Genomic DNA, 24966 nt, shown 5'->3' with positions numbered 1-24966 from the left:
GGGGACTTTCAACCTAAACCTTATCACAATTAAACCGGTAAGTTTACCAGTTCGTGTATGGTAATACAATTACTGTACCAAAAGTATTGTGTCAAAATAACACAGTCTTAAAACGTCAAAAGCCCCTTGAGATGCTCAAGAGGCTTTTGTGGGGAATTCCATTACACTAAGATGGTAGAATTTTGTACACATAGTGTTTACAATGTTATACACTCGTGTACACATTTCGGTAAAACAGGCCTAAAACTGTTTGGCCGCACGCTGCTTGCGCAGGTAAGCGTCGAAGAAAAATAAGCCAAGTACCACATCAAAAAAGAAAAATGCTTTTAATACAGGTGCGCTGCTTAGTACATTTTTAGCAGGTGGCAAGTTTACAGGTAATTTAACTTCGGGTAAATTAAGGCTTGCGGTACCAGTGCTGCCGGCGCTCCAATTAATTGTAAACAGGGCATATATGATAACGGCAGCTATAATAAACCCAAATACGGCAAACAGGCTGCGGATAATATTTTTGTTAATAGCTGCTTTAAGCGGCACTGCGGCTTCTTCGGTACGTATGGCTTCCATCACCCGGTAGGTAAAGGCCATAGGCGGTTCGTCCAGCTCCAGGTTGCTAAACTCCTGGTTAAGGGCTAGCAATTCTTCGTACTGGCTGCGATAAACCTCATCAGTTTCTATCAGCATACTAATGGCCTGCTGCTCCTCGGGCGTGCAGGTGCCATCAATATAATTCCAAAGTTTTTCTTCTATGCTGTTCATATCAGTTCTTTAGCTTCGTGTTTTAACAGCTTCTCTAATTTCTCTTTCAAACGCTGCCTGGCCCTAAATAATTTAACTTTAACGGTATTGGCCTCCATACCTAAAGCTTCGGCAATTTCTTCCAGCGACTGTTCCCCGTTGTAAAACAAGGTGATAATGGTTGCATCATCGGGCAGTAGCTGCGATATAGCCTGGTTAACATAATACGACCGCGATTTCTTTTCTGCCAGGTTGTTGTCGAAACTTCCTCCCTGGTTTTCTAATTGAAGGTACACATTCTCATCGTCGATAGACGAGGTGTCCACCCGCTTTTTACGCAGAAATGTCATGGCCGTAGTGTACACAATACTGTAAAGCCAGGTACTGAATTTAGATTGCTGCTGAAAGCTCGATAGCGACCGGTAGGCCTTTATAAAGCAATCTTGCGCAATTTCTTCGGCATCCTCGCGGCTTTTGGCAAAACGCATAGCCAACGTAAAAACAAAACGCTGATGGCGTTTCACCAAATCGGCATAAGCCGCCTGGTTACCACTCAGGGTCTGTTCTATCAGTTCTATGTCGGTTAGCTTACTTTGCATTGTATATAGCTCTCTGACGCGCGGTTTAATTGCCAGGTTACAGGTGATGTAAAAATAAGTTATTTATCGGGTATTTATAGTTTATGGTTGATAGATCATGGTTCCTAGCAGAAAGTTCATTGATTAATAGTCATTAGTCATTGGTCAATAGTTTTTGGCGGATGTTTATATACTATATATACTTAAAGTTTATGGTTGATAGCCCATTGTCTTCTCACATACTGCCACTCACCACTGCCACTATATATTACACTCTTGTCTCTTGATTCTCGATTCTTGACTCTTTTTAATTTTTTTCAATCAAGGTGTAACCTCGTTTAAAAACAGGTAGTCATAGCTTACAAATACACCAGTTAGGGTGTGCTTAACGAAACAAAATTTTTAAACAATTAAAATATAAATTACAATGGAAGGCCCAGAAATACTGATTCCGATCGTGGTACCAACTGCAATGTTCTTAACAATCTTTGGTATCGTTTATTTGTACAAACGCGAGCGCATGGCCATGATAGAGCGAGGTATGGACCCCCGCCGTTACAAGCCGCAATCGGCTCCTTTTCAAAACCTTAAATGGGGCTTGCTATTAATTGGCTCTGGTTTGGGTTTGTTTTTAGCTTACCTGTTAGATCGTACCGCTTTTGGTAACGACAGCGATAACGAAGCGATTTACTTTTCACTCATAGCGGTATTTGGTGGCTTAGGCTTATTTATCTCTTACCTTATCGAAAAGAAAGAGATGCCGTCTGCCAAAAACAACGCCGACGAATTTAAGATAGAAGAATAAAAATTTGATGTTGTTGTGTTAAAAGCCTCCCGGTGCAAGCCGGGAGGCTTTTTTGATGGATACGAAATATTGAGAATAAGGATAATACCCTTCTTTTTCTTAAACGTCGTTGTTTTAAGAGGGGCGGCCAGACAGAAAAGCGGGGCCGAGGGCAGGCCTGTGCGTTGGAGCTTTTTTCTGTCTTGATCTTTTGGTTACTTTTGGATCAAGCCAAAAGTAACTAGGCCTCCGTGGCTATGAGCGGGCTGACAATAATAATGACACAACCGTTCATCGTTAACAACAGCATCGTCCTTCCGCAAGTAATTAACCAACAAACGTTAAGAAGCTAATAGAAACTTTACTGGCGAAAACAGGTGTTAGAATTTCATTCATCCCCTCCTCTTTTATCCCCTTTCCGCCGCTTAAAATCGACCTAAAAAACAATTCCGAAAAAACGTTTTCGGTTTGTTGAAAAAATCCCTACATTTGCGGGCTAATTATCGCTCATTGAAATCGTTAAAAACATATTCGATTCCTTTTACAGGCCTTAAGCTTGGGAAGCATCTTTTTGAGTATGCTATAACAGATGCTTTTTTCGACGAGTTTGAATACTCGCTGGTAAAGAAGGCCAACCTGCAATGCACGGTTGAACTGGATAAGCAGGAAACAATGCTTATTCTCGACTTTAAAATTACCGGCAGTATCGACCTTACTTGCGACAAATGCTTATCGCCATATCCGCAACCGCTGGATATACACGAGCAGCAGATCGCTAAGTTTGCCGACGAGGAAATAGACGAGGATGAGGAGATCATCACCCTGAAAAAAAACGATTTTGAAATAAACGTTGCAGGGTTAATATATGAATATGTAACCGTTGCGGTGCCGTTTTTTACGCGGTGCAACGACGAGGGGAATACCCCATATTGTGATAAAGAAATGCTCGACAGGTTAAAACAACTGGAGGGTGGAAGTGAAACAAACAATGAGCAGCATGACCCACGGTGGGATGCACTCAAAAAATTTAAATGATCATAAAATAGAAAGTTATGCCAAATCCAAAACGGAAATTTTCGAAATCGAGAAGAGATAAGCGCAGAACGCATTACAAAGCAGAAGCTCCAGGTTTAACAACTTGTCAAACAACTGGCACTGTGCATTTACCACACAGAGCTTATACTGTTGATGGTAACCTTTACTACAACGGCAAAATCCTTGTTGAAAAAACTGCAGTAGCTTAAGTTAATTTTCCGAAATGAAGATTGGCTTGGATATTATGGGCGGTGATTACGCTCCCAAAGCAACCGTTTTAGGGGCAATTGAAGCCTGTAAAGTATTATCAGCAGATCATCAGCTTGTACTTATTGGTGACAAGCCAACGGCTTTAGCCTTGCTCGAAGAGCAGGGTTTTAGTGCTGATAAATTTGAGTTTGTGCATACCACCGAGGTGATAGGCATGGGCGAACATCCAACCAAAGCAATCGTTCAGAAACCCGATTCGAGCATAAGCGTAGGCTTTAAAATGCTTAAAGAGGGCCAGATCGATACCTTCTCATCGGCCGGAAACACAGGCGCCATGCTTGTGGGTTCTGTATTTAGCGTAAAAAGTATTCCGGGCGTTATCCGCCCTGCCATGGCATCCATTGTACCCAAACTGAAAGGCGGTTTGGGTATTTTGTTGGATGTAGGTGCCAATGCCGATTGCAAGCCCGAAACATTGCTGCAATTTGGCGTGTTGGGCAGCATCTACGCCGAGCTTATCTACAACATTAAAACACCCCGCGTTGCCCTGGTTAATATTGGCGAAGAGGAGGAGAAAGGCAATATGCTTGCCTTGGCCACCTATCCTTTAATGAAGGAAACTGAGCTGTTTAACTTTGTGGGGAATGTGGAGGGGCGTGATATTTTTAGTGATCACGCCGATGTAATTGTTGCCGATGGTTTCACCGGTAATGTAATATTGAAAATGGCCGAGTCTTTTTACGTGATTACCATGAAAAAGGGCCTGAGGGACGAATTCTTTGATCGCTTTAACTATGAGCAATATGGTGGCAGCCCTATTTTGGGTGTTAATGCCCCTGTTGTGGTAGGGCATGGCATCTCTAACCCCGAAGCTATTAAAAATATGGTGCTTTTATCAAGAGATATGGTTGAGAGCGGTTTGATTGAGAAAATAAAACAGGCTTTTCAGTAACAAGATATTTATATAAAATGCAAAAAATACATGCTGCTATTACAGCTGTAAATGGTTACGTACCCGACTATGTACTTACTAACCAGGAGCTGGAAACAATGGTAGATACAAACGACGAATGGATTACCAGTCGTACTGGTATTAAAGAGCGTCGTATCCTCAAAGGCGAGGGCCTTGCCACTTCAGACCTTGCCGTACCAGCCGTAAAAGGCCTGCTCGAAAAACGCGGCATTTCTGCCGAAGAAATTGAACTTATAATTTTTTGTACTACCACACCAGATATGCCTTTCCCGGCTACGGCAAATATTTTAGCAGATAAAGTAGGCGCTAAAAATGCGTGGGGATACGATTTGCAGGCTGCTTGCTCTGGCTTTGTGTTTGGTTTAGCTACCGGCGCTTCTTTTATAGAGAGCGGCCGTTATAAAAAGGTATTGGTAGTAGGTGGCGATAAAATGTCGTCTATCATTAACTATCAGGACCGCGCAACCTGCATTATTTTTGGCGATGGCTGTGGCTGTGCCCTGCTTGAGCCTAATACAGAAGGTTTCGGAATTTTAGACTCTGTTTTAAAAACCGATGGCTCGGGCCGCGAGTTTTTAAACATGAAAGCCGGTGGTTCTCTACACCCGGCAACGCATGCAACCGTTGATGCGAACGAACATTATGCCTACCAGGAGGGTAAAACCGTATTTAAGTTTGCCGTTACCAACATGGCCGATGTTGCAGCCGAAGTAATGGAGCGCAACAGCCTCCAGTCTGACGATGTTGCATGGCTGGTACCACACCAGGCAAATAAACGTATTATAGATGCTACCGCAAACCGTATGGGTGTAAACTCAGATAAGGTTATTATTAACATAGAGCGTTTTGGTAATACCACCAACGGTACCATACCGCTTTGTTTATGGGAGTGGGAAAGCAAATTTAAGAAAGGCGATAACCTGGTGCTTGCTGCTTTTGGCGGTGGGTTTACCTGGGGCGCCATGTACATCAAATGGGCGTATTAATTTCGCTCAACTTTTTTCGTTTATTTTGTTATAACTTAGATATTTAATCTTTATCCAACCAATTTTTCACTTAAACATGGATATTAAACAAATACAGGATTTGATTCGCTTTGTTGCCAAAGCAGGTGTAAGCGAAGTCTCAATTGAGCAGGAAGAATTTAAAATCACGATAAAAACGCAGCAGGCTCCTACCTACGTTAATGCTACTATTCCGGCATTACCAGCGGCGGCTGCAGCGCCAGCTCCTGTAGCTACTACTGTGGTTGAACACGCGGCGGCTCCGGTTGCAGCAGCGCCAGCGGCAGATGCATCAAATTACATCACCGTTAAATCGCCAATGATCGGTACTTTCTACCGCTCTTCTACCCCAGAAAAACCTTCGTTTGTTAACGTTGGCGACGAGATTAAGCCAGGTACCGTATTATGTATCATCGAGGCTATGAAACTGTTCAACGAAATAGAATCAGAAGTTTCTGGCCGTATCGTAAAAGTATTAGTTGATAATGCATCACCTGTTGAGTACGATCAACCTTTATATTTAGTAGAACCGATGTAATTAATTTGTTAATGAGGTGATTTGGCAATTTGTTAATGAGCCTTGTTATACAGATACCTAATAATTGACAGATTAATAAAACGATTATTTGTCAATCAATTAGTTAATTTGCGCCCCTTGTTGATGATCACTATTAAGCGATGATTACAATTAACAAATTAGCTAATTGACAAATCAACAAATTAAAAGCATGTTTAAAAAGATATTAATAGCTAACAGAGGTGAAATTGCCCTGCGTATCATACGTACCTGTAAAGAGATGGGCATTAAAACCGTAGCTGTATATTCAACCGCCGACCGTGACAGCCTTCATGTGCGTTTTGCAGATGAGGCAGTTTGTATCGGTCCGCCGGCCAGCCGCGACTCTTACTTAAATATTCCAAATATTATCTCAGCTGCAGAATTAACCAACGCCGATGCAATTCATCCGGGTTATGGTTTCTTATCAGAGAATGCCAAGTTCTCTGCTATTTGCGCCGAGTACGGTATTAAATTTATCGGTGCAACTGCCGATCAGATCAACGCTATGGGTGATAAGGCCTCGGCCAAAGCTACCATGAAAAAGGCTGGTGTACCAACTATCCCTGGTTCTGAAGGTTTGTTAACCACCGTTAAAGAAGGTATTACCATTGCCAACAAAATTGGCTACCCTGTTATACTTAAAGCTACCGCCGGTGGTGGTGGCCGAGGTATGCGTGTGGTTTGGAATGATATGGACTTTGAACCGGCCTGGGATTCTGCCCGTGCCGAATCTGGCGCTGCTTTTGGCAACGACGGTTTATACTTAGAAAAATACGTAGAAGATCCACGCCACATTGAGATACAGGTAGTGGGTGATCAATACGGTAAAGTTTGCCATTTATCTGAGCGCGATTGCTCTATTCAGCGTCGTCACCAGAAATTGGTTGAAGAAGCCCCTTCGCCATTTATGACAGAAAAACTGCGTAAAAAAATGGGCGAAGCTGCTATTAAAGGTGCTAAAGCCGTTAAATACGAAGGTGCCGGTACTGTAGAATTTTTGGTTGATAAACACCGCAACTTCTACTTTATGGAGATGAACACCCGTATCCAGGTAGAGCACCCGGTAACCGAAGAGGTAATCAACTTCGACCTGATCAAAGAACAGATTAAGGTTGCAGCGGGTATCCCTATCTCGGGCAAAAACTACGAACCAACCATGCACGCTATTGAGTGCCGTATAAATGCCGAAGACCCTTCTAATAATTTCCGCCCTTCACCGGGTAAAATTACCAACTTCCACTCTCCGGGTGGCCATGGTGTAAGGGTTGATACGCACGTATACACTGGTTACATTATCCCGCCAAATTACGACTCGATGATTGCCAAGCTGATCTGTGTGGCCCAAACCCGCGAAGAAGCTTTGAACACCATGGAGCGCGCACTGTCTGAATTTGTGATAGAGGGTGTAAAAACCACCATTCCGTTCCACTTGCAATTGCTGCAAGACCCTAATTTTAGGGCTGGTAACTTTACCACAAAATTTATGGAAACATTTGAGTACGCTGAGTAACGATTTTCCGTATATAGATTATAATTTTACATACCATTCTAAATATAAATAGAATGGTATTTTTGTTTCCGAACACATGAGCGATAATAGAATAGTAAAGGCCATCAAAGAAAAAAGTAAATCGATGGAGGCCGAGATGTCATTTTTTGACCACATCGAAGAACTTCGTTGGCATTTGATTCGTGCCTCAATTGCCATTATAATTTTCATGATAGTGGCATTTATTTATTACGATTTTATATTCGACACGATTATTATGGGGCCTAAAAAGCCAACATTTTGGACGTATCGAATGCTTTGTAAACTTGGCGAGGCACTCCACAGGCCTGGTTTTTGTATTGATAAAATTCCGGGCAAAATTATAAATACAGAAATGGCCGGCCAGTTTACGCTGGAAATCAACTCGGCTTTGATAATAGGCATTACCCTGGGTTTTCCTTATTTGCTGTGGGAAATCTGGCGTTTTATTAAGCCCGCTCTCCACGAGAAAGAACGTAAAGCAGCCAGCGGTTTTGTATTCTACGCATCCTTATTGTTTATTATCGGGATACTATTTGGTTATTATGTTATCGTGCCGGAATCTATTAGCTTTTTAGCTAACCTCAGCGTAAGTAAGGAGATAGAGAATACTTTTACCGTCGATTCATATTTATCTTCGGTTGCCACACTTACATTGGCAACGGGTATCGTTTTTGAATTACCTATCCTAATTTATATTTTATCAAACCTTGGTATTCTTACCGTAAAGTTTATGCGTGCAGGGCGCCGCTATGCTATTGTAATCATCCTTATCATAGCTGCGGTTATTACACCAACGCCAGATATGCTTACCATGACCGTAGTAAGTATACCATTATTTGTACTTTATGAAGTGGGTATTGTTGTAGCTGGTACTGTAGAAAAAAGAAAACTTAGACAGGCCCAGGAAGCTTAAATTAATGAAAGATCTTAAAATTGCCATCGGTGCCGACCACGCCGGCTTTGAATATAAACAAGCAATACAAGCGTTTCTGGATGTTGCCGAAGTAAAAGACTTTGGCACCTACAGCAGTGACTCGGCAGACTACCCAGATTTTGCCCACCCAGTTGCCAGTGCTGTTGAAAATGGTGAATTTGACTTGGGTATCCTTATATGCGGCAGTGCAAATGGTGTGGCCATAACAGCCAACAAACACCAGGGAATCCGCGCAGGCTTATGCTGGAATACCGAGGTTGCAACATTGGTACGCTTGCATAATAACGCTAATGTACTGTGCATCCCGGCGAGGTTTGTGACCATAGAAGAAGCAAAAGCTATTACCGAGACCTTTTTAACCACCGAATTTGAAGGCGGCCGCCATGCTACCCGAGTGGGGAAAATTTCGTGCTAATTTCCAGTAACATACCAGCTTTAAGTATCAATAAAGTTATAAATCGATATTGCAAAAATTGCAATATTTGTGGTTAATGCTTAGTCGATACCGACCCAAGCTCGAACCCTTATTAATCAAAATGAAGAAAGTATTATTCTTAAGTGCCTGTGCATTGGCTTTTGTTAATTGCACTTATGCACAAAAAGATCCGGTAGCCGAAAAGTTTGCGGGCTACATCACCGTAAAAGATGCCACCAAGCACCTGAGCATTATTGCCTCAGACGAGTTTGAAGGCCGCGAAACAGGAACCCGCGGTGCCGATATGGCGGCCAATTATCTCTCTAACGAATTTAAAAAACTAGGCCTGCAGGGTGCAAACAATGGCTCATACTTTTTAGATGTACCGCTTACCTCAACATCAGCCAAAGTAACCTCATTTGATGTTAACGGCTCGCAACCTGTTTATGGAAAAGATTATACTGCCGGTGGCATTACTGCCAATGGTACTATCAATGCCAGCGAAGTAGTATTTATCGGAGCTGCCACCGACGTTGATTTGGGTAATACAGATATTGCCGGTAAAGTTGTTTTGGTCGCTAACGAAACCAAAGCAGGCTCTAACGAAAGTTTCAGACAAGTTGCAGCCCGTTTTATGGGTGTGTTAAAAACCTTACAAGCTAAAAAACCGGCGCTTATTTTAGTAGCCAGTAGCAACGCGCGTATGCGTGGTGTTAACGGGGCCGAGCGTATTGCCTTGAAAAAGGATGGCGCTACAGCAAATGCTACTGTCCCTTATTTCAGCATCACTGGCGCTATTGCCGATCAGTTACTGAAAAACAGTGGTAAAACGTATGCCCAAATTGTAGAGGCTGCGCAGGTTCAAACTGTTAAAGCTGCCATTACGGTAAACTACCAATACATTACTAAAGACGCTAAAGCGGTTGACGTGGTAGGCTTTCTGCCAGGTTCTGACGCTAAGTTAAAAGACGAAGTGTTGGTATTTTCGGCACACTACGACCACATTGGTTTAAACCCTAATGGCCCGGATAAAGTTAACAACGGTGCCGACGATGATGGTTCTGGTACAACAGGTATCCTCGAAATTGCAACAGCATTTACTCAAGCTAAAAAGCAAGGCCACGGCCCGCGCCGCAGCATTTTGTTTTTAGGTAACGTGGGCGAAGAAAAAGGCTTACTAGGTTCGGAGTACTATACCGATCATCCGGTTATTCCTTTAAATCGCACCATTGCCGATTTAAATATTGATATGATTGGCCGTACCGGCTTTGAGCATCAGGGCAAAGCAGATTCGTCTGATTATGTTTACGTAATTGGTTCGGCCATGCTAAGTACCACGCTACATAAAGTAAACGAGGAAGCTAATACCAAATACACTAACCTGGTATTAGACTATAAATATGACGATCCTAACGATCCGAACCGTTTTTACTATCGTTCTGACCACTATAACTTCGCTAAACACAATGTGCCGATCATTTTCTATTTCGATGGCGAGCACCAGGATTACCACAAACCAGGCGACGAAGTAAGCAAAATCAACTTCCCGTTGTTAGTTAAACGTGCGCAACTGGTATTTTACACCGGCTGGGATTTAGCCAACCGCGACCAACGCCCGGTAGTTGACGTGGTTACAGAAAGTAAATAATATTGGTCCGAAAGTTAGTAAAGTCCGAAAAAAGGAGTTGATTGAGATCTTTCAGACTCATTGACTTCCCGACTCCAATAAAAGAAAAAAGCGGCCTCGAGCCGCTTTTTTCTTTTATTACCTGCAAAAAATTTAATTTAGCTGATATGCCTACCATTGCCGAAGAATTTGACGTAGCATCGGACCATAAGGCTTTTGACCTTGAGCACCGGAGGATTATCAATTATAATATTGGTAAGTATGATGCTGCCGTGGCTAAAGGCCTCGCCAGAATGATTAACCTCGATTATGCCAAGCGCAAATCGCATGTGATCAAGTGGCGGGTAATGGAAAACCTGGATAAATTTTTGCCCGAGTTCGAGGCAAATTTCCAACGTAGGGGTGGCAAGGTAATTTGGGCCAATGATGCCGAAGAAGCCAACCGTGAGATCCTGAACATTATTCAGCGCGCCGGGGCTAAAACGGTAGTGAAGTCAAAATCTATGACCACTGAGGAGCTTGGCCTTAACGAGTTTTTGGAAAGTCACCATATCGAGTCGCTCGAAACAGATCTGGGCGAATATATTGTACAGTTACTCGGCCAAAAGCCCTACCATATCGTAACACCTGCCATGCACCTCTCTAAAGAGAACATAGCAGAGCTGTTTAACCAACGGTTCGGCACGCCGATAGATGCAACGCCCGAGCAACTGACCATGAAAGCACGCGAGTTGCTCAGAGAAAAGTATGTGCAGGCCGATGTAGGTATTACCGGGGCTAATTTCTTAATTGCCGATACCGGAAGCATTGCCATTACCGAAAATGAAGGTAACGCGCGTTTAAGTACCTCGTTTCCCAAAATACATATTGCCATTGCGGGTATCGAAAAAATTATCCCCGCGTTGAGTGATCTGGGCTTATTCTGGCCAATGCTTTCTACACACGGCACCGGTCAAAATCTTACAGTTTATAATAGCATTTTAAGCGGCCCAAGGCAGCCGGGAGAATCCGACGGTCCGGAGGAAATGTATGTTATTTTACTGGATAACGGCCGTACCGATCTGCTCGCCCAAAAAGACCAACGCCAGGGGTTATATTGCATTCGTTGCGGAGCCTGCTTAAATGCTTGCCCCGTTTATAAAAACATCGGCGGACATAGTTATAACACCACCTATAGCGGGCCTATAGGCTCCGTTATTACCCCGCACGAGCAAGGGATGAAGGAGTTTAAACATCTTAGCTATGCTTCGAGCCTTTGCGGGCGCTGTACCGAAGTTTGCCCTGTTAAAATAGATATCCATAAAATGCTATTGCTTAACCGTCGTGATGCGGTAAGAGAGCAGCTGGTTACTAAAAAAGAACAATGGGGTTGGAGCATGTTCAAAAAGGCAATGCTTAACCGCAAGTGGGTGGACTTTTTTAAGGGTAAAACCAAAAACATTTTGCTAAAAACTTTCTTTAAGAAGAGCTTCGGTCAATATCGAGAACTTCCCAAAGTGGCAGATCAGTCGTTTACCGAGCAATGGAAAAAACAACATAACGAAGCTCAGTAATGCGTAAAGTGATCTTGAACCTGGCTGTAAGCCTGGATGGTTTTATTGAAGGCCCAAATGGCGAGTACGATTGGTGCCTGATGGATCAGGATTATGGGCTAACCGAATTTTTCGGTGATATAGACACGTTGTTTTTAGGGCGCAAAAGTTATGAGCTCATCAGCTCTACCGGCGACATCAACCACTTCAACGCCAACAAAATGTATGTGTTTTCGGATACGCTGGCCGAAGTGCAGCACGATAACATAGAAATTATCTCAAATGCTAGTTTCGTTGGAGATGTGAAGGCTATCAAAAATCTCGATGGTAAAAACATCTGGCTCTTCGGCGGTGCCGCCCTGGTAAGTAGCTTTATGGAGAACAGATTGATAGATGAGTTTTTACTTTCTGTACATCCAACTATATTGGGAGGTGGTAAAGCATTGTTCCAATCTATTACAGAACGCACCGATCTGCAACTGATTGAAACAATACCCTATTCGAGCGGCCTGGTGCAATTAAGGTACCAGATACTTCCCAAATTCGATCTTGATCAAATAGCCGGAGTAGGCTACTAGTGCATATTGCCCAGGCCAAACTCTTTATAAGTATTCGGCATAGTATTGTTGCTGCTAAACGCAAAAGTGAATGATGTTTGCCAGCTCTCAAAATCAAGCGTTTGATCTTTAGCAGGCTCCATATGCAGCGATTGTAACATGTAAGTGCCTTCGCGGCTAAGTTTAAAATAAAATAGTCCTTTTTCGTCGGTAGCCAAAAGCTGCGGAAACTCAACACCGCGCGGGCTACGGATAATCAGTGTTACTTTTTCCGATTTGATAGGTTCTCCTTTAAACAGCAATACCCCGGTAACATCGTCGCCATAGCTACCTTTGTAAGGATTTTGCTTCAGGATAATTTCGTAATCTTCTTTTAGAGGTTTCTCCTGTACGCCACCACCATTTTTTTCTACGGCTACCAGTGTTTTTAAGATATTGGTGCTTTTTAATCTGAAGCTTTGTTGAAACTGTTTCAAGCCGTCAACTGCTTTGTCTTGCCCGGCGTTGGTTAGGTAGTTTATAAATTCTTTACGGTCAATATCGTCAGCGCTTTGCTCAACAACAGCTAACATAGCCACGCCGGCACTCTCCAGCTTGGCATTTACAGTGGATACTTCGCCTAGCTTAATCAGGCTGGTCAAATCATTTGGTTTTCCGCCGTCCAGCAACAGTACTTTAGCCGTTCTCTTTGGATCGAACTTTTGCTCCTGTCCCTTTCCGAAACTTTCGCCGCTTAGTAAATGCAGATTGAGGTTATCGCCTTTGTGAGGAAAAAAATCTTCGGGCAATAAAAATTGACTGTGAGCAGCTCCGGCAGCGAAGGTTAAAAATATTAATGTAAGTAGAACGTTTTTCATATTTAGAAGGATAATTGGGCAAACATACAAAGTTTTAAAATTTCATTAGTTTAGCTCTATGGATTTCGACCGTAAAGACCTAAGTCATGACACTTTGCTGAACTTTTACAAAGCAATTGTGTGGCCAAGGCTTATAGAAGAAAAGATGCTGGTTTTGTTACGGCAAGGCCGCATTGGTAAATGGTTTTCGGGTATAGGGCAAGAAGCAATTGCTGTAGGCAGCACTTTAGCCATGCAACCCGACGAGTTTATATTGCCTATGCACCGTAACCTTGGTGTATTTACCGCCCGCAATATACCTTTATTTAACCTGATGGCGCAATGGCAGGGCAAAGCAGCAGGCTTTACTAAAGGCCGCGACCGCTCTTTCCATTTCGGCACACATCATTATAAAATTGTGGGCATGATATCGCACCTCGGTCCGCAAATGGCTGTGGCTACGGGTATTGCCTTGGCCGATGTATTGGCCGGTAAAAAGAAAGCTACCTTGGTTTTCACAGGCGAGGGCGCTACCAGTGAAGGCGATTTTCACGAGGCCATTAATGTAGCTGCTGTTTGGAACCTACCGGTTATATTTTTGATAGAGAATAATGGGTATGCCTTATCTACCACTACCAATGAGCAATACAAATGCGAAAACCTGGTAGACCGTGCTAAAGGCTACGGTATTGAAGGCCGGCAGATAGATGGCAATAACCTGCTCGAAGTTTATCACACCATCAACGAGCTGGCTACAAGCATCCGGCAAAATCCCCGACCGGTATTGATTGAGTGCCTCACTTTCCGTCGCCGCGGACACGAGGAGGCCTCGGGAACAAAATATGTTCCGCAGCATTTGTTGGACAGCTGGCGGGCAAAAGACCCGGTAACCAGCTATGAGAAATACCTCATAAGCCAAAATATATTAGAACCCAAGTGGGTGAGCTATACCTTTAATGATTTTGTGCCCAAGATTGAGGCTGAGGTAGAAAAGGCCATGCAGGAGCCCGATATAATACCAGACGTTGATATCGAACTGGCAGACATGTATAAAGCCCACACGCCAGCCACAAATATAAGCGAAGGCTCGAGCACACCAAGGCGCTACATGGATGCCATTGGCGATGCGCTGCGGTTATCGATGCAAAACTTTCCTAACCTGGTGCTGATGGGGCAGGATATTGCCGACTACGGCGGCGTATTTAAAATTACCGATGGCTTTATGAAAGAGTTTGGTAAAGAACGAGTGCGTAATACCCCGCTGTGTGAATCGGCCATTTTAGGAGCCGGGTTGGGTTTAGCCATCAACGGTTATAAATCGGTAATAGAAATGCAGTTTGCCGATTTTGTAAGCGTGGGCTTTAATCAGATTGTAAATAACCTTGCCAAATCGTACTACCGCTGGGGGCAAAATGCCGATGTGGTAATCCGCATGCCCGCCGGAGCAGGTACAGGAGCCGGACCATTTCATTCGCAAAGCAATGAGGCCTGGTTTACTAAAACACCCGGACTAAAAGTAGTTTATCCGGCAACACCTGCTGACGCCAAAGGGCTGTTAATGGCCGCCATTGACGACCCGAACCCGGTAATGTATTTTGAACATAAATACTTGTACCGCACTTTAACAGACGCCGTGCCCGATGGCGATTACTATGTAGAAATAGGCAAAGCGAAAACCGTGCGCGAAGGTAAGGATGCAACCATCATTACCTATGGGATGGGTGTGCATTGGGCTATCGAACAAGCTAATAAACATCCCGAAGTTTCTGTAGAGATTATCGACCTCCGCAGCCTGCAGCCCTGGGACAAGCAAGCATGTATAGCCTCGGTTCAAAAAACCAGTAGAGCTTTAATACTTCACGAAGATACGCTTACCTGCGGCTTCGGCGCAGAGATTTCCGCTACTCTCACCGAACATTGCTTCCGCTATTTAGATGCCCCCATTATGCGCTGCGCCAGCCTGGATACAGCCGTGCCTATGGATGCAGGCTTAGAAAAGCAGTTCTTAGCTAATGCACAATTGGAAGAGGCAATCGAGAGGTTATTGAGATATTAGAAAATATGCAATTTGTTTTAAAAAACTACGTCATGGCGAGGAACGAAGCAATCCCCGACCGACAGAGACTGTGCTTTAATGAACGTAATCACCCAGATCATTTGTTTGTGCTGTAATTTAAGTCAGTCCCGCTCAATCGCCGCGGGTTGGGCTGTTACTTTTGGCTTGATCCAAAAGTAACCAAAAGATGAAGACGTAAAAAAGCTCCACCGCACAAATCCAACCCTCGACCCCGCTTTTGCGTCTGGGCCACCGCGCGCAGGGGTTAGACTCTTTTCATCGAGCCGAACCAACTCCTATCTTAACATAACCTCTCCTCGTGCAGCATTGGCAATGTTGCGGCAACCACAGGCAGTGCCCAACCACTGTAAGTTCATAGCAACAGAGCCCGGCTGCGACTTTTCTTTTTGGTACTTTTTCTTTTGAGAGAAAAGAAAAAGTACATCCACTGACGAATCAAAAATCACTCTACCCTTCCTAATGAAAAATAGATTGTACGAAATGGAAGCCTCTGTACGTGACGAGATTATTAATGACGTGTTTTTTTCATCGGTATTAATGAGCGCCCTTCGGTCGATTGTCCACGCTATCACTTGCAATAGCGAAAATTCTAAATCAAGCTTCTAACACTTCCACCTCCGCAACGGGACTAAATAAATAAACCCTTTTCGTGCTCACTTCAACGCATTTAAAACGCTTGCGTAGCTGCTCGCCCTTGCGAAAAACGCGGCCGTCTTTAATTTTGAAAACAGCATTGGCCGGGAGTTTCTCTACGGTCAGCATATCCTCTTTTGGAGCGTCGTACTGGCGGAGGGAGCGGTACAGATTTAAATCCGAACAGCTGGATGCGGCCGGATTATTTAAATAATTAGTAATAGCCTTCTGTACATCGGCCGGGAATACCTGCTGATCGAAAAATGGTTGCATCATCCGTTTAAAGTTCTGCTTCCATTCAGTACCATGTGGTTTGGCTTTATGCTTGTGCTCGTTCCAGGTATGCAGGTGTGCAAACTCGTGTACGGTAGTCACCAGGAATGCGTAGGGATTAAGATCATAGTTAACCGATATACGATGGCCTTTGCCTGCATGAGGCGGGCGGTAATCGCCAAATTTGGTATTGCGGTTGCGAGAGATCTTAAACTCGCACTTAAAATAATCAATCCAACGGCCTATCAGCGGGGCTGCAGCAGGTGGCATGTATCTTTCTAAAACTTTTACTTTCTCCAACGGGGACCTCTATACAAAGATAAAGAAAAGAAAATCAGCCTGCTATAGTCTTAATTTAATTTACTCTCGGTTAAAGTTTGGAGCGATTTTATCTAAAGAAAGTATCTTATGTATATATTTATGTAATTGATTATCAATAATAAACCTAACCTTAATAAAATGGAAACTCCAAACTTAAATGAAGAATTAAACAGTTTCGACGAGAATTCACATCAAGACGAATTAAATGAAAAGCAATTAGCCAAGTTGCAAAGAATCGAAGAAGAGAAGAAGGTGCTAAGCAATAATATAGCCAGCGGTAACATTGAAAATATTAAAGACAAGGTTGCATCAATTTTAAACAATTCAATAGATGCCCGGAACTCTGATATAGAACTGGCTTGGGCATATTGGGGAAATTTCGAATCGGATAACTTTAATGGAACTGATATTACAAAAGAAAACTTATTTAAACTGACTAAGCTAAGTTCTCTTTCGCGAATACGGGCGAAAATTCAAAATGAATATAAGATGTTTCAGGCTGATGAAAAAGTTAGGAAGTATAGAGGAGTTTTGGAAGAGAAAAATCGACAAGATGCTATTTCTGATAAACCTAAAGGACTTGCCACCTATTCGGTTTATATTGATGAAACCGGAAAAACTCAAGAATTTCTTTCTGTAGGCTCAATGTGGGTGTTGAAACGTTTTAAGGAAGAAGCACGTTATCAATTAACAAAATGGGTTAAAGATCAGAATTTAAATTATGAATTTCATTTTAAAGATATTAAGTCTAATAGAGTTAATATTTATAAGGAATTTTTCATCAAATTTTTAGCCTTGTTTCCGGAAGTTAGTTTCAAGATAATAGTTCTTAAAAATAAAGGACTATCTGATGTTAATTCAGCTATTCTTCATCTTACCAATCATTTACTAATTAAGGGTGTAAATGATGAAAATGAAAGTGGAAGAGGGCCATTGCCGAGATTGTTGCAGGCATGGATTGATGAAGATGAATCCGGAAGCGATCAACTAAAAATAGAAAATATTAAGGAACGCATAAATAGCCAAAAAATAGAAGGTCTGTACGTGGGCGATTTCATCGCAGTTTCTTCAGCTAAAAACTTGTACATTCAAGTAGTTGATTTATTTACAGGTTCGATAAATAGGAAATTAAATACCCCAGATGGTACTGGGGCTAAAGATGAATTTGCGGAATTTTTACTAAACGCAATTAAGTTTGATCTAAAGAAAATTGATAAAAATAATAGTAACGCGGATAATTCAACAGTATTTAACCTTACTGCCAACTCACAATAGATAGCCGTGTAAAGTTTACTTCAGCAATTGATAAGTAATAAAACTAATGGTATAAGCCAGCACCGTCATATAAGCAAACTGGGCGGCCGGCCAGCGCCAGTCTTTGGTTTCGCGATATACGGTTGCCACGGTACTTGCGCATTGCATGGCAAAGGCATAAAACATCATGAGCGAAAATGCCACCGCGAAGGTAAATACAGGCTGCCCTGTTTGCGGATTTTTAGCATTGCCCATTTTCTGTTGTACAGATTGAATATTATCTGCATCGCCATCTACGCTGTAAATAGTGGCCATTGTGCCCACAAATACTTCGCGTGCAGCGAAAGATGTAATGAGCGCTATACCTATCTTCCAGTCGAAGCCTAAGGGCTTAATAGCGGGCTCCATAACATGGCCTAAAACACCGGCGTACGAGTTCTCCAATTTTTCGGAAGCAACCATACGTTTAAGATCGGCTTCGGGAACAGTTTTAGTGTATTGGGGCTGACTATATTTTTGTTCGATACGTTCGAAACGGTTACCGGGTCCGTATGATGCCAGTACCCATAAAATTACCGATACAGCAATAATAACCTTACCGGCTTGCACCACGAAGGCTTTAGAACGATCGTACATGGTAAGCAACACGTTGTTCCAGCGTGGCATGCGGTAAACAGGCAACTCCATAATAAAGTAACCGCGCTCGCGGCCTTTAAGTATAAACTTCATTACAAAGGCTACCACCACAGCCGATACCAGGCTTAAAACATACATGGCAGTTAAAGCCAGGCCCTGCATGTTAAATATCCACCACACGTTTTTATTGGGCACCACCAGGGCGATTAATAGCGTATAGATAGGTAAACGTGCTGAACAAGTAACCAGCGGCGTAACCATAATGGTAATCATGCGATCTTTCCAGTTCTCGATGGTGCGGGTACTCATAATAGATGGCACAGCACAGGCAAAGCCACCTATGAGCGGTACTACTGATTTTCCGTTAAGGCCAACCTTACGCATCAGTTTATCCATCATAAAGGTAACGCGGGCCATATAGCCGGTATCTTCTAAAATGGAAATAAAGGCAAACAGAATGGCAATTTGAGGGATAAATACCATTACACCACTTAATCCAGCCAATACGCCGTCTGACAGTAAGTTAGTGAGCGGGCCAGCAGGCATATAATCATGCACCAGTTGCTCTACCCAAACAAACAGGTTCGAGATCAGGTCCATCGGGTAGGCCGACCAGGCAAAAATAGCCTGGAAAATGAACATCAGGATAGCAAAGAAGATAATAAAGCCAAATACCCGGTGGGTTAATACTTTATCAATCCGGTTGCTCCAGGTTTCGCCTCCGGCGCTTTCCGCTTTATGCACGGTGTCGTAAAGCAGATCGTTAATATAATTATAGCGGGCTATGGTTTCGGTAGCCTGCGCTTTTTGCGAGTGAAAAGCGTGTACTTGCTCCAGCTCCTCTATCCGGTCACTTTCAGGAATAGAAAGGAAAGAAAGGTGCTCGTGCTGATGAGCCAACTGCAAAGCAAAATAGGGATTCTCTACCTGCATTTCTTCGCCTATCTGTGCAATCAGCTGTGGGGCTATAGCTTCTACATCAATGGTATTTTGTTGCAGCGCCAATTTGTTGGCGTAAGAAATAGCCTGTTTCAGCTTATCTATGCCCTCTAGCTTGCGTGCGCAGATTGGTACTACGTGTACACCCAATTTTTTTGCGAATGCATCAATATCAATGGAAATACCGTTGCTTTTGGCAAGGTCCATCATGTTGAGGGCAACTATTACAGGGATTTTCAGGTCGGCAACCTGCGTATAAAGTAAAAGGTTCCGCTTAAGGTTGGACGCATCCAAAATTACCACCACTAAATCGGGCGTATGGGTGCTTTTTCGATCAGCTAATACAGAAAATACAATGGATTCGTCGCGGCTTTTGGGGTAGAGGCTATACGTGCCGGGAAGATCTATTATCTCGGCATTACGGCCATCGGGCAGCTCGCTGTAGCCCGTTTTTTTATCTACCGTAACCCCCGGAAAATTTCCGATTTTTTGATTTAAACCGGTTAAAGCATTGAAAAGTGTTGATTTACCGGTGTTGGGATTTCCTACAAGTGCAACTCTAATATCTGCTTTCAACTTCCAACTACAGTAATATGATAGTTGAAGCTTCGCGTTTACGTAAACTTAACTGATATCCGGATACATTGATAGCAATTGGGTCGCCAAGGGGGGCAACTCTTTCAACACTTATCTCTTCGCCAGGTAAACAGCCCATTTCCATCAACTTAATCGACATTTCTAGGTCTGTAAACTCCTTTACAATCCCTTTACCACCTACTTTAAGTTGCGAAAGCTTCATCTTTTTTTATTTGATAATGCGACAAATGTATCCCTTATTTAAATTAAATCCAAATTAGTACCCGGCATTTCTGTTCGTTTCCAAAAAATTACTTCTTCATCACAAAACTAATCGGGATGGGCCGCTAATAATTTACGCAGGTACGGAAGCCTTAGATTTAACAAAGGGTGTAACCTTGCTAAAGTGCGGACAGTTACAGCTTTTGTGGAATAGCCCGCATGAGGATGCTGTAACAGAGATTAGTACCAGTATCGCTAAAAATATTTTATGCTTTTGCATATTTGAATGCTGAGTTTAAAACCAGGATGCTAAATGTGGCCATGCCAACACCAACTGCATCGGCAAAAAGATCGGGCCAATTGCCATCGCGCCAGGTGAACACGTATAATTGCAAAACTTCTATCAATGCCCCGAAAAGAACGCCAAGAAAACCAAGTAGAAAAATTGCGGCAGTTGATATCCTTTTATAACGGCTGATAACACCGTTGGCGGCCAATACCACAAACAAAAAGAAGAAGCCGCAATGCACTAATTTATCAAAGCCGGCGAAAAACAAATGTGATTCGCCGACCTTGCCTAATGAGATATTGCACATTACCAATATAAAAGCCGACCACAAAATTGTGAACCGCTGATATTTGAGTTTTTGCAGCATTAAGCGCCTATAACAGATTGGTAATCTTCTGCAGAAAGCAGGGTGTTAACGTCGTCGGCATTTTGCAGGGTGATTTTCACCATCCAGCCATCGCCGTAAGGGTCTGTATTTACCAGTTCTGGTTGGCTCTCTAATAAAGAGTTAATTTCTTCTACAGTACCAGTAACCGGCATAAATAGGTCTGATACAGTTTTTACTGCTTCAACAGTACCAAAAACGTCATCTTTACCAACTTCGGTGCCCACAGACGGGATGTCGATGTAAACGATGTCGCCTAATTCGCGCTGTGCAAACTCGGTGATACCAATGTAAGCCTGGTTACCTTCAACACGGATCCATTCGTGGTCTTTGGTGTATTTTAATTCGGCAGGAAATTCCATATCAATTGATTAAATGAGCCCAAAAATAAAAACTTTTTGAAGATAATTTGTCAATTTGTTAATTAGCCAATTTGTCGATTCGGCAACGTGACAATTAGCCGATTTAAGGGTTATATAAATAGTCAATTCGGCGACTAGTTAATTTGACAATTATTAAGCGGCTTGGAAATATTCTCGTTAATTTGTCGGGAACGCGAGACCATTAGCAAATTATCGAATCAACAAATCAAGGCGCGTCATTGACAAATTATCGAATCAACAAATTAACAAATTAAATATGGATGCTATTGTAACCGGGTTGTTGGCCTACGGGATGTCGGGAAAACTGTTTCACGCGCCGTTTTTGAGTACTAATCCGCATTTTAAGTTTAAGGCAATTGTAGAGCGACACGAAAAGAAGGCCTCCGAACGTTACCCCAACCTCATTAGTTACAACCATACTTATGAGTTATTAAACGATAAAGAGATAGAACTGGTGGTAATTAACACCCCAAGCTATACCCACTATCAGCTAGCCAAAGAGGCGATGGAAGCAGGCAAGCACGTATTGCTGGAGAAACCCGCAGCAGCAACATCCGAAGAAGTGAAACGCCTGTTTGATATTAGCAAAGAAACCGGCAAAAAACTGATGATCTACCAAAACCGTCGTTACGACAGCGAGTTTCTTTCGGTTAAAGAAGTAATAGAAAGCGGCCGTTTGGGCGAATTGGTAGAAGTGCATTTCCGCTATGATCGTTACCGCCTGGGTATTGGCCCTAAGGTATTTAAAGAGAGCAGCGGCTATCCGGCCAATGGCTTAATGTACGATCTCGGTCCGCACATGTTAGATCAGGCCTTTGTTTTGTTTGGCAAACCATTGAGTTATGATAAGGTAACAGGCATTCATCGCCCAAACTCACAGGTGAATGATTATTTCCATTTCAGGTTAGCCTATCCAAATGGCTTGAATGTTTTCCTTACAGGTAGCTTATTGGTGGCCGAGCGTTTAGAGTCGTCCGTAGTGAATGGCACTATAGGTAGCTTTATTAAAGGCCGTACCGATGTGCAGGAAGCACAGCTGATTGCTGAGATGCTGCCAACCGACCCTGCTTACGGCGTAGAGGCTCCTGGCAGTGAGGGTAAGTTGGTAATTATGGGTGCTGATAATCAGAAAGAAACGTTTATGATACCTTCGGCGAAAGCCAATTATAATGATATATTTGATGCTGTGTATCATACTGTAAGGCATAATGCGTTATTCCCTGTAAGCGAAGAACACATTGCCTGGCAAATAGAAATGCTGGAAGCCTGATATGACAGATCAAACAAAACTGAGAAGGGCATTGCCCCATAAACCCCTAACAATAATGAAACAATTATTTCTATCTCTTTTTGCCCTAGTTGCAATAACGGGCTGTATACAGGCACAAAACAAAAACATCGAAAACCTGCCGATGTACCACATCCTGAACACCGATAGCGTGAACGTTACCACCGCGAAGCTGAAAAAAGACAAGCCGGTAATGATCATTTATTTTTCGCCAGATTGCAGCCATTGCCAGCATTTGATGTACGAACTAAAGCCTAAATTGAAAGAGTTGAGCAATGTGCAGATTGTGATGATCTCTTTTGTGCAGTATAGAATGATCAAAGACTTTTATAAAAGCTTTGGCCTCTCTGCCTATCCTAACATCACGGTAGGTACCGAGGGTTATACTTACGAAATGCAGCAACACTTCGAGATAAAAACCACGCCGTATATCGCAATCTTCGATAAGCATGGCAAGCTATATAAAGCTTATGAAAAAGCACCTGCTGTGGATGAACTGATCGCTACCGCTAAAAAAGTTTAAAAAATCCTCATTGTCCTTTCCTGACAAGATGGAACCAAAGGCCGATATCATTTACTTGATACCGGCCTTTTTTATGAGCTTTACACCAAAGTAAAGTTGAGCTTGTCAACAAACCTTCCCCATCGGATAAACCTGATCTTTGAGCCAACAAATTAAAACGAATAATGAAAAAGGTAATATTAATAACGGGTGCGTCCTCGGGTATGGGTAAAGATTTTGCCCGCGAATTACTGAACGATGGCCATACAGTTTACGGTGCAGCGCGCAGAATGGATAAGATGCAGGATCTTGACTCGATGGGTGTAAAACTTCTCAAAATGGATGTAACCGAAGACGCCTCAATGGTGCAAGGCATTGCAGATATTATTAAAGCAGAAGGAAGAATAGATGTGCTGATTAACAATGCAGGTTTCGGGTCGTACGGAGCTGTTGAGGATGTACCTATTGCCGATGCCAAATATCAACTGGATGTTAACGTATTTGGCGCGGCGCGTTTAATGCAGTTAGTAATTCCATACATGCGGGAACATAATTATGGCCGCATCATCAATATATCATCTATCGGGGGCAAGTTTGCCATGCCTATGGGCGGTTGGTATCATGCCAGCAAATTTGCTTTAGAAGCGTTGAGTGATGCTGTGCGAAATGAGGTTAAACCTTTCGGCATTGATGTAGTGGTAATAGAACCAGGTGGGGTGAAGTCTGAATGGAGTGATATCGCTATGGATAACCTTGTAAAAATTTCGGGAAATGGAGCTTATCGTAAAATGGCCGAAAAGCTTGCCAAAATATCTAAAACCCAGGGTCACCGCGTGGCTGAACCTGATGTAATTACCAAGCTGGTAAAGAAAGCTATCGAAGCTAAAAGCCCCAAAACCAGGTATAGTGGTGGTTTTGCAGCTAAGCCGTTATTGTTTTTAAGAAAAATATTACCAGACCGGATGATGGATAAACTTTTTATGAGCCAGTTGAAGTAGTAATAAGTTGATTAAGTTTATGTTGTTGAACGAGTTGATAGTTTGAGAAGAAATAAATGGTACAGGATAACGATCATATACTGCTTAATAACCTGCTTTACTCGTGTGTTGATGCTGCACAGCGTGGAAACGAACAATTTGTTGCCGAACACTCACTGGGTTATGTGATAGCAGGTGAAGTGCAATGCACCACTGCCGATGGCATGGGCAATGTTAAAGAAGGCACCATCGGTTTGATCAAGCGGAATCAATTATTAAAGACGGTTAAAATGCCCCCGCCCGGTGGCGAGTTTAAAGCCATTAATATATTCTTTGGTCAGGATATTTTGCGGAGATATAGTATGGAGAACAACATCCATGCAGCCGGGCCTTACCTTGGCGAGAAATACCGGGTATTGCCCGATGACCCGTTTATAAAAGGATATTTCGAATCTTTACTACCGTACTTCGATCAACCCGGCAGGCTTAGTAATACAATGATTGAATTAAAAACTAAAGAAGCTTTAGAGCTGGTACTTAAAATAGAACCATCGCTAAAAGAGCTGCTTTTTGATTTTGCCGAACCTCACAAAATAAACCTCGAAGCATTTATGAATCAGAACTACATGTACAATGTACCTGTAGATAACTTTGCCAAACTTACCGGGCGAAGCCTTGCTGCATTTAAGCGCGACTTTGGGAAAATCTTTAATACTTCGCCTGGGCAATGGTTACAAGAAAAGCGCTTGAATGAAGCATACTATCTCATTAAAGAAAAAGGCATCAAGCCCTCTGCGGCTTATCTTGATGTTGGTTTCGAAAACCTCTCACATTTTTCGTTCGCTTTTAAAAAGGCTTTTGGCGTATCGCCGTCGTTGATATAGATTGTAAGCCCGGC

General features: G+C 42.8%; 26 protein-coding genes. 18 read left to right on the top strand and 8 right to left on the bottom strand.

All coding sequences use genetic code 11. The features are described 5' to 3' along the window. Positions 1-240 precede the first annotated feature (240 nt). Together GSY63_RS07585 and GSY63_RS07580 are read right to left on the bottom strand one after the other, a co-directional pair. On the bottom strand, positions 241-759 hold the full coding sequence (locus GSY63_RS07585; RefSeq protein WP_166585197.1) for an anti-sigma factor family protein: 519 nt from the start codon (positions 757-759) through the stop codon (positions 241-243). Continuing rightward, on the bottom strand, positions 756-1337 hold the full coding sequence (locus GSY63_RS07580) for an RNA polymerase sigma factor (protein WP_166585196.1): 582 nt from the start codon (positions 1335-1337) through the stop codon (positions 756-758). The genes GSY63_RS07585 and GSY63_RS07580 overlap by 4 nt, the downstream gene beginning before the upstream one ends. Before the next feature lie 406 nt (positions 1338-1743). Here GSY63_RS07580 and GSY63_RS07575 point away from each other — a divergent pair, with 406 nt between their 5' ends. The 12 genes from GSY63_RS07575 (at position 1744) to GSY63_RS07520 (ending at position 12498) form a co-directional block, all read left to right on the top strand. Next, on the top strand, positions 1744-2121 hold the full coding sequence (locus tag GSY63_RS07575) for a DUF6249 domain-containing protein (RefSeq protein ID WP_166585195.1): 378 nt from the start codon (positions 1744-1746) through the stop codon (positions 2119-2121). Between the two features lie 489 nt (positions 2122-2610). Continuing rightward, positions 2611-3135 carry a YceD family protein gene (locus tag GSY63_RS07570; RefSeq protein ID WP_166585194.1) on the top strand — a complete coding sequence of 175 codons (525 nt, stop codon included), beginning with the start codon at positions 2611-2613 and terminating at the stop codon, positions 3133-3135. A gap of 17 nt (positions 3136-3152) precedes the next feature. Next, positions 3153-3344, top strand: a complete 192-nt coding sequence (gene rpmF, locus GSY63_RS07565) for a 50S ribosomal protein L32 (RefSeq protein ID WP_166585193.1) — start codon at positions 3153-3155, stop codon at positions 3342-3344. Positions 3345-3358: 14 nt separating this feature from the next. Then, entirely contained in the window at positions 3359-4297 is a 939-nt protein-coding gene (plsX, locus tag GSY63_RS07560; RefSeq protein WP_166585192.1) for a phosphate acyltransferase PlsX, read from the top strand. A gap of 17 nt (positions 4298-4314) precedes the next feature. After that, entirely contained in the window at positions 4315-5304 is a 990-nt protein-coding gene (locus GSY63_RS07555) for a beta-ketoacyl-ACP synthase III (protein WP_166585191.1), read from the top strand. A 76-nt stretch (positions 5305-5380) separates the two neighbouring features. Further along, positions 5381-5860: an acetyl-CoA carboxylase biotin carboxyl carrier protein gene (gene accB, locus GSY63_RS07550; protein WP_166585190.1), complete on the top strand. Its 480-nt coding sequence runs from the start codon at positions 5381-5383 to the stop codon at positions 5858-5860. 190 nt (positions 5861-6050) lie between these two features. Continuing rightward, on the top strand, positions 6051-7391 hold the full coding sequence (gene accC, locus GSY63_RS07545) for an acetyl-CoA carboxylase biotin carboxylase subunit (protein ID WP_166585189.1): 1341 nt from the start codon (positions 6051-6053) through the stop codon (positions 7389-7391). A gap of 76 nt (positions 7392-7467) precedes the next feature. Beyond that, the gene (gene tatC, locus GSY63_RS07540) at positions 7468-8325 is read left to right on the top strand and encodes a twin-arginine translocase subunit TatC (protein WP_166585188.1); all 858 of its coding nucleotides are present in this window, start codon (positions 7468-7470) and stop codon (positions 8323-8325) included. 4 nt (positions 8326-8329) lie between these two features. Next, positions 8330-8761, top strand: coding sequence for a ribose 5-phosphate isomerase B (gene rpiB / locus GSY63_RS07535; RefSeq protein ID WP_166585187.1), 432 nt, complete (start codon positions 8330-8332; stop codon positions 8759-8761). 121 nt (positions 8762-8882) lie between these two features. Next, positions 8883-10409 carry a M28 family peptidase gene (locus GSY63_RS07530; RefSeq protein WP_166585186.1) on the top strand — a complete coding sequence of 509 codons (1527 nt, stop codon included), beginning with the start codon at positions 8883-8885 and terminating at the stop codon, positions 10407-10409. Positions 10410-10555: 146 nt separating this feature from the next. After that, a complete protein-coding gene (locus GSY63_RS07525) occupies positions 10556-11941 on the top strand; it encodes a LutB/LldF family L-lactate oxidation iron-sulfur protein (protein ID WP_166585185.1) in 1386 nt (461 codons plus the stop codon). Next, positions 11941-12498, top strand: a complete 558-nt coding sequence (locus GSY63_RS07520; protein ID WP_166585184.1) for a dihydrofolate reductase family protein — start codon at positions 11941-11943, stop codon at positions 12496-12498. The genes GSY63_RS07525 and GSY63_RS07520 overlap by 1 nt, the downstream gene beginning before the upstream one ends. On the opposite strand, the gene GSY63_RS07515 is transcribed toward GSY63_RS07520, so the two are convergent. Continuing rightward, on the bottom strand, positions 12495-13334 hold the full coding sequence (locus tag GSY63_RS07515) for a DUF4198 domain-containing protein (protein ID WP_166585183.1): 840 nt from the start codon (positions 13332-13334) through the stop codon (positions 12495-12497). The two genes, GSY63_RS07520 and GSY63_RS07515, sit on opposite strands and share 4 nt — an antisense overlap. Before the next feature lie 58 nt (positions 13335-13392). On the opposite strand from GSY63_RS07515, the gene GSY63_RS07510 reads away from it, so the two are divergent. Further along, positions 13393-15369, top strand: coding sequence for an alpha-ketoacid dehydrogenase subunit alpha/beta (locus GSY63_RS07510; RefSeq protein ID WP_166585182.1), 1977 nt, complete (start codon positions 13393-13395; stop codon positions 15367-15369). A gap of 615 nt (positions 15370-15984) precedes the next feature. Here GSY63_RS07510 and GSY63_RS07505 read toward each other — a convergent pair. Then, on the bottom strand, positions 15985-16566 hold the full coding sequence (locus tag GSY63_RS07505) for a SprT-like domain-containing protein (protein ID WP_166585181.1): 582 nt from the start codon (positions 16564-16566) through the stop codon (positions 15985-15987). A gap of 189 nt (positions 16567-16755) precedes the next feature. Here GSY63_RS07505 and GSY63_RS07500 point away from each other — a divergent pair, with 189 nt between their 5' ends. Continuing rightward, complete coding sequence (locus GSY63_RS07500) at positions 16756-17892, top strand: DUF3800 domain-containing protein (protein WP_166585180.1); 1137 nt, start codon at positions 16756-16758, stop codon at positions 17890-17892. 15 nt (positions 17893-17907) lie between these two features. Here GSY63_RS07500 and feoB read toward each other — a convergent pair whose 3' ends face one another. The 4 genes from feoB to gcvH all read right to left on the bottom strand — a co-directional run bounded on the left by feoB (position 17908) and on the right by gcvH (position 21280). Then, positions 17908-20022 carry a ferrous iron transport protein B gene (feoB, locus tag GSY63_RS07495; RefSeq protein WP_166585179.1) on the bottom strand — a complete coding sequence of 705 codons (2115 nt, stop codon included), beginning with the start codon at positions 20020-20022 and terminating at the stop codon, positions 17908-17910. A 7-nt stretch (positions 20023-20029) separates the two neighbouring features. Beyond that, positions 20030-20245 (bottom strand): FeoA family protein, encoded by a 216-nt coding sequence (locus GSY63_RS07490; protein WP_166585178.1) that lies wholly within the window; start codon positions 20243-20245, stop codon positions 20030-20032. A gap of 265 nt (positions 20246-20510) precedes the next feature. Next, complete coding sequence (locus GSY63_RS07485) at positions 20511-20900, bottom strand: VanZ family protein (RefSeq protein WP_166585177.1); 390 nt, start codon at positions 20898-20900, stop codon at positions 20511-20513. Next, positions 20900-21280 (bottom strand): glycine cleavage system protein GcvH, encoded by a 381-nt coding sequence (gcvH, locus tag GSY63_RS07480; RefSeq protein WP_166585176.1) that lies wholly within the window; start codon positions 21278-21280, stop codon positions 20900-20902. Before gcvH ends, GSY63_RS07485 begins: the two co-directional genes overlap by 1 nt. Before the next feature lie 277 nt (positions 21281-21557). On the opposite strand from gcvH, the gene GSY63_RS07475 reads away from it, so the two are divergent. The 4 genes from GSY63_RS07475 to GSY63_RS07460 all read left to right on the top strand — a co-directional run bounded on the left by GSY63_RS07475 (position 21558) and on the right by GSY63_RS07460 (position 24952). After that, positions 21558-22571, top strand: coding sequence for a Gfo/Idh/MocA family oxidoreductase (locus tag GSY63_RS07475; RefSeq protein WP_166585175.1), 1014 nt, complete (start codon positions 21558-21560; stop codon positions 22569-22571). Between the two features lie 55 nt (positions 22572-22626). Next, the gene (locus GSY63_RS07470; RefSeq protein ID WP_166585174.1) at positions 22627-23112 is read left to right on the top strand and encodes a TlpA family protein disulfide reductase; all 486 of its coding nucleotides are present in this window, start codon (positions 22627-22629) and stop codon (positions 23110-23112) included. Between the two features lie 164 nt (positions 23113-23276). Then, positions 23277-24089: an oxidoreductase gene (locus GSY63_RS07465; protein ID WP_166585173.1), complete on the top strand. Its 813-nt coding sequence runs from the start codon at positions 23277-23279 to the stop codon at positions 24087-24089. Between the two features lie 56 nt (positions 24090-24145). Beyond that, positions 24146-24952, top strand: a complete 807-nt coding sequence (locus GSY63_RS07460) for a helix-turn-helix domain-containing protein (protein ID WP_166585172.1) — start codon at positions 24146-24148, stop codon at positions 24950-24952. The last annotated feature ends 14 nt before the right edge of the window (positions 24953-24966 follow it).

Source organism: Mucilaginibacter agri, from assembly GCF_009928685.1.
GTDB classification, from domain to species: domain Bacteria; phylum Bacteroidota; class Bacteroidia; order Sphingobacteriales; family Sphingobacteriaceae; genus Mucilaginibacter; species Mucilaginibacter agri.
Note: the sequence above shows the minus strand (reverse complement) of the source record. Positions and strands in the feature narration are given on the sequence as shown.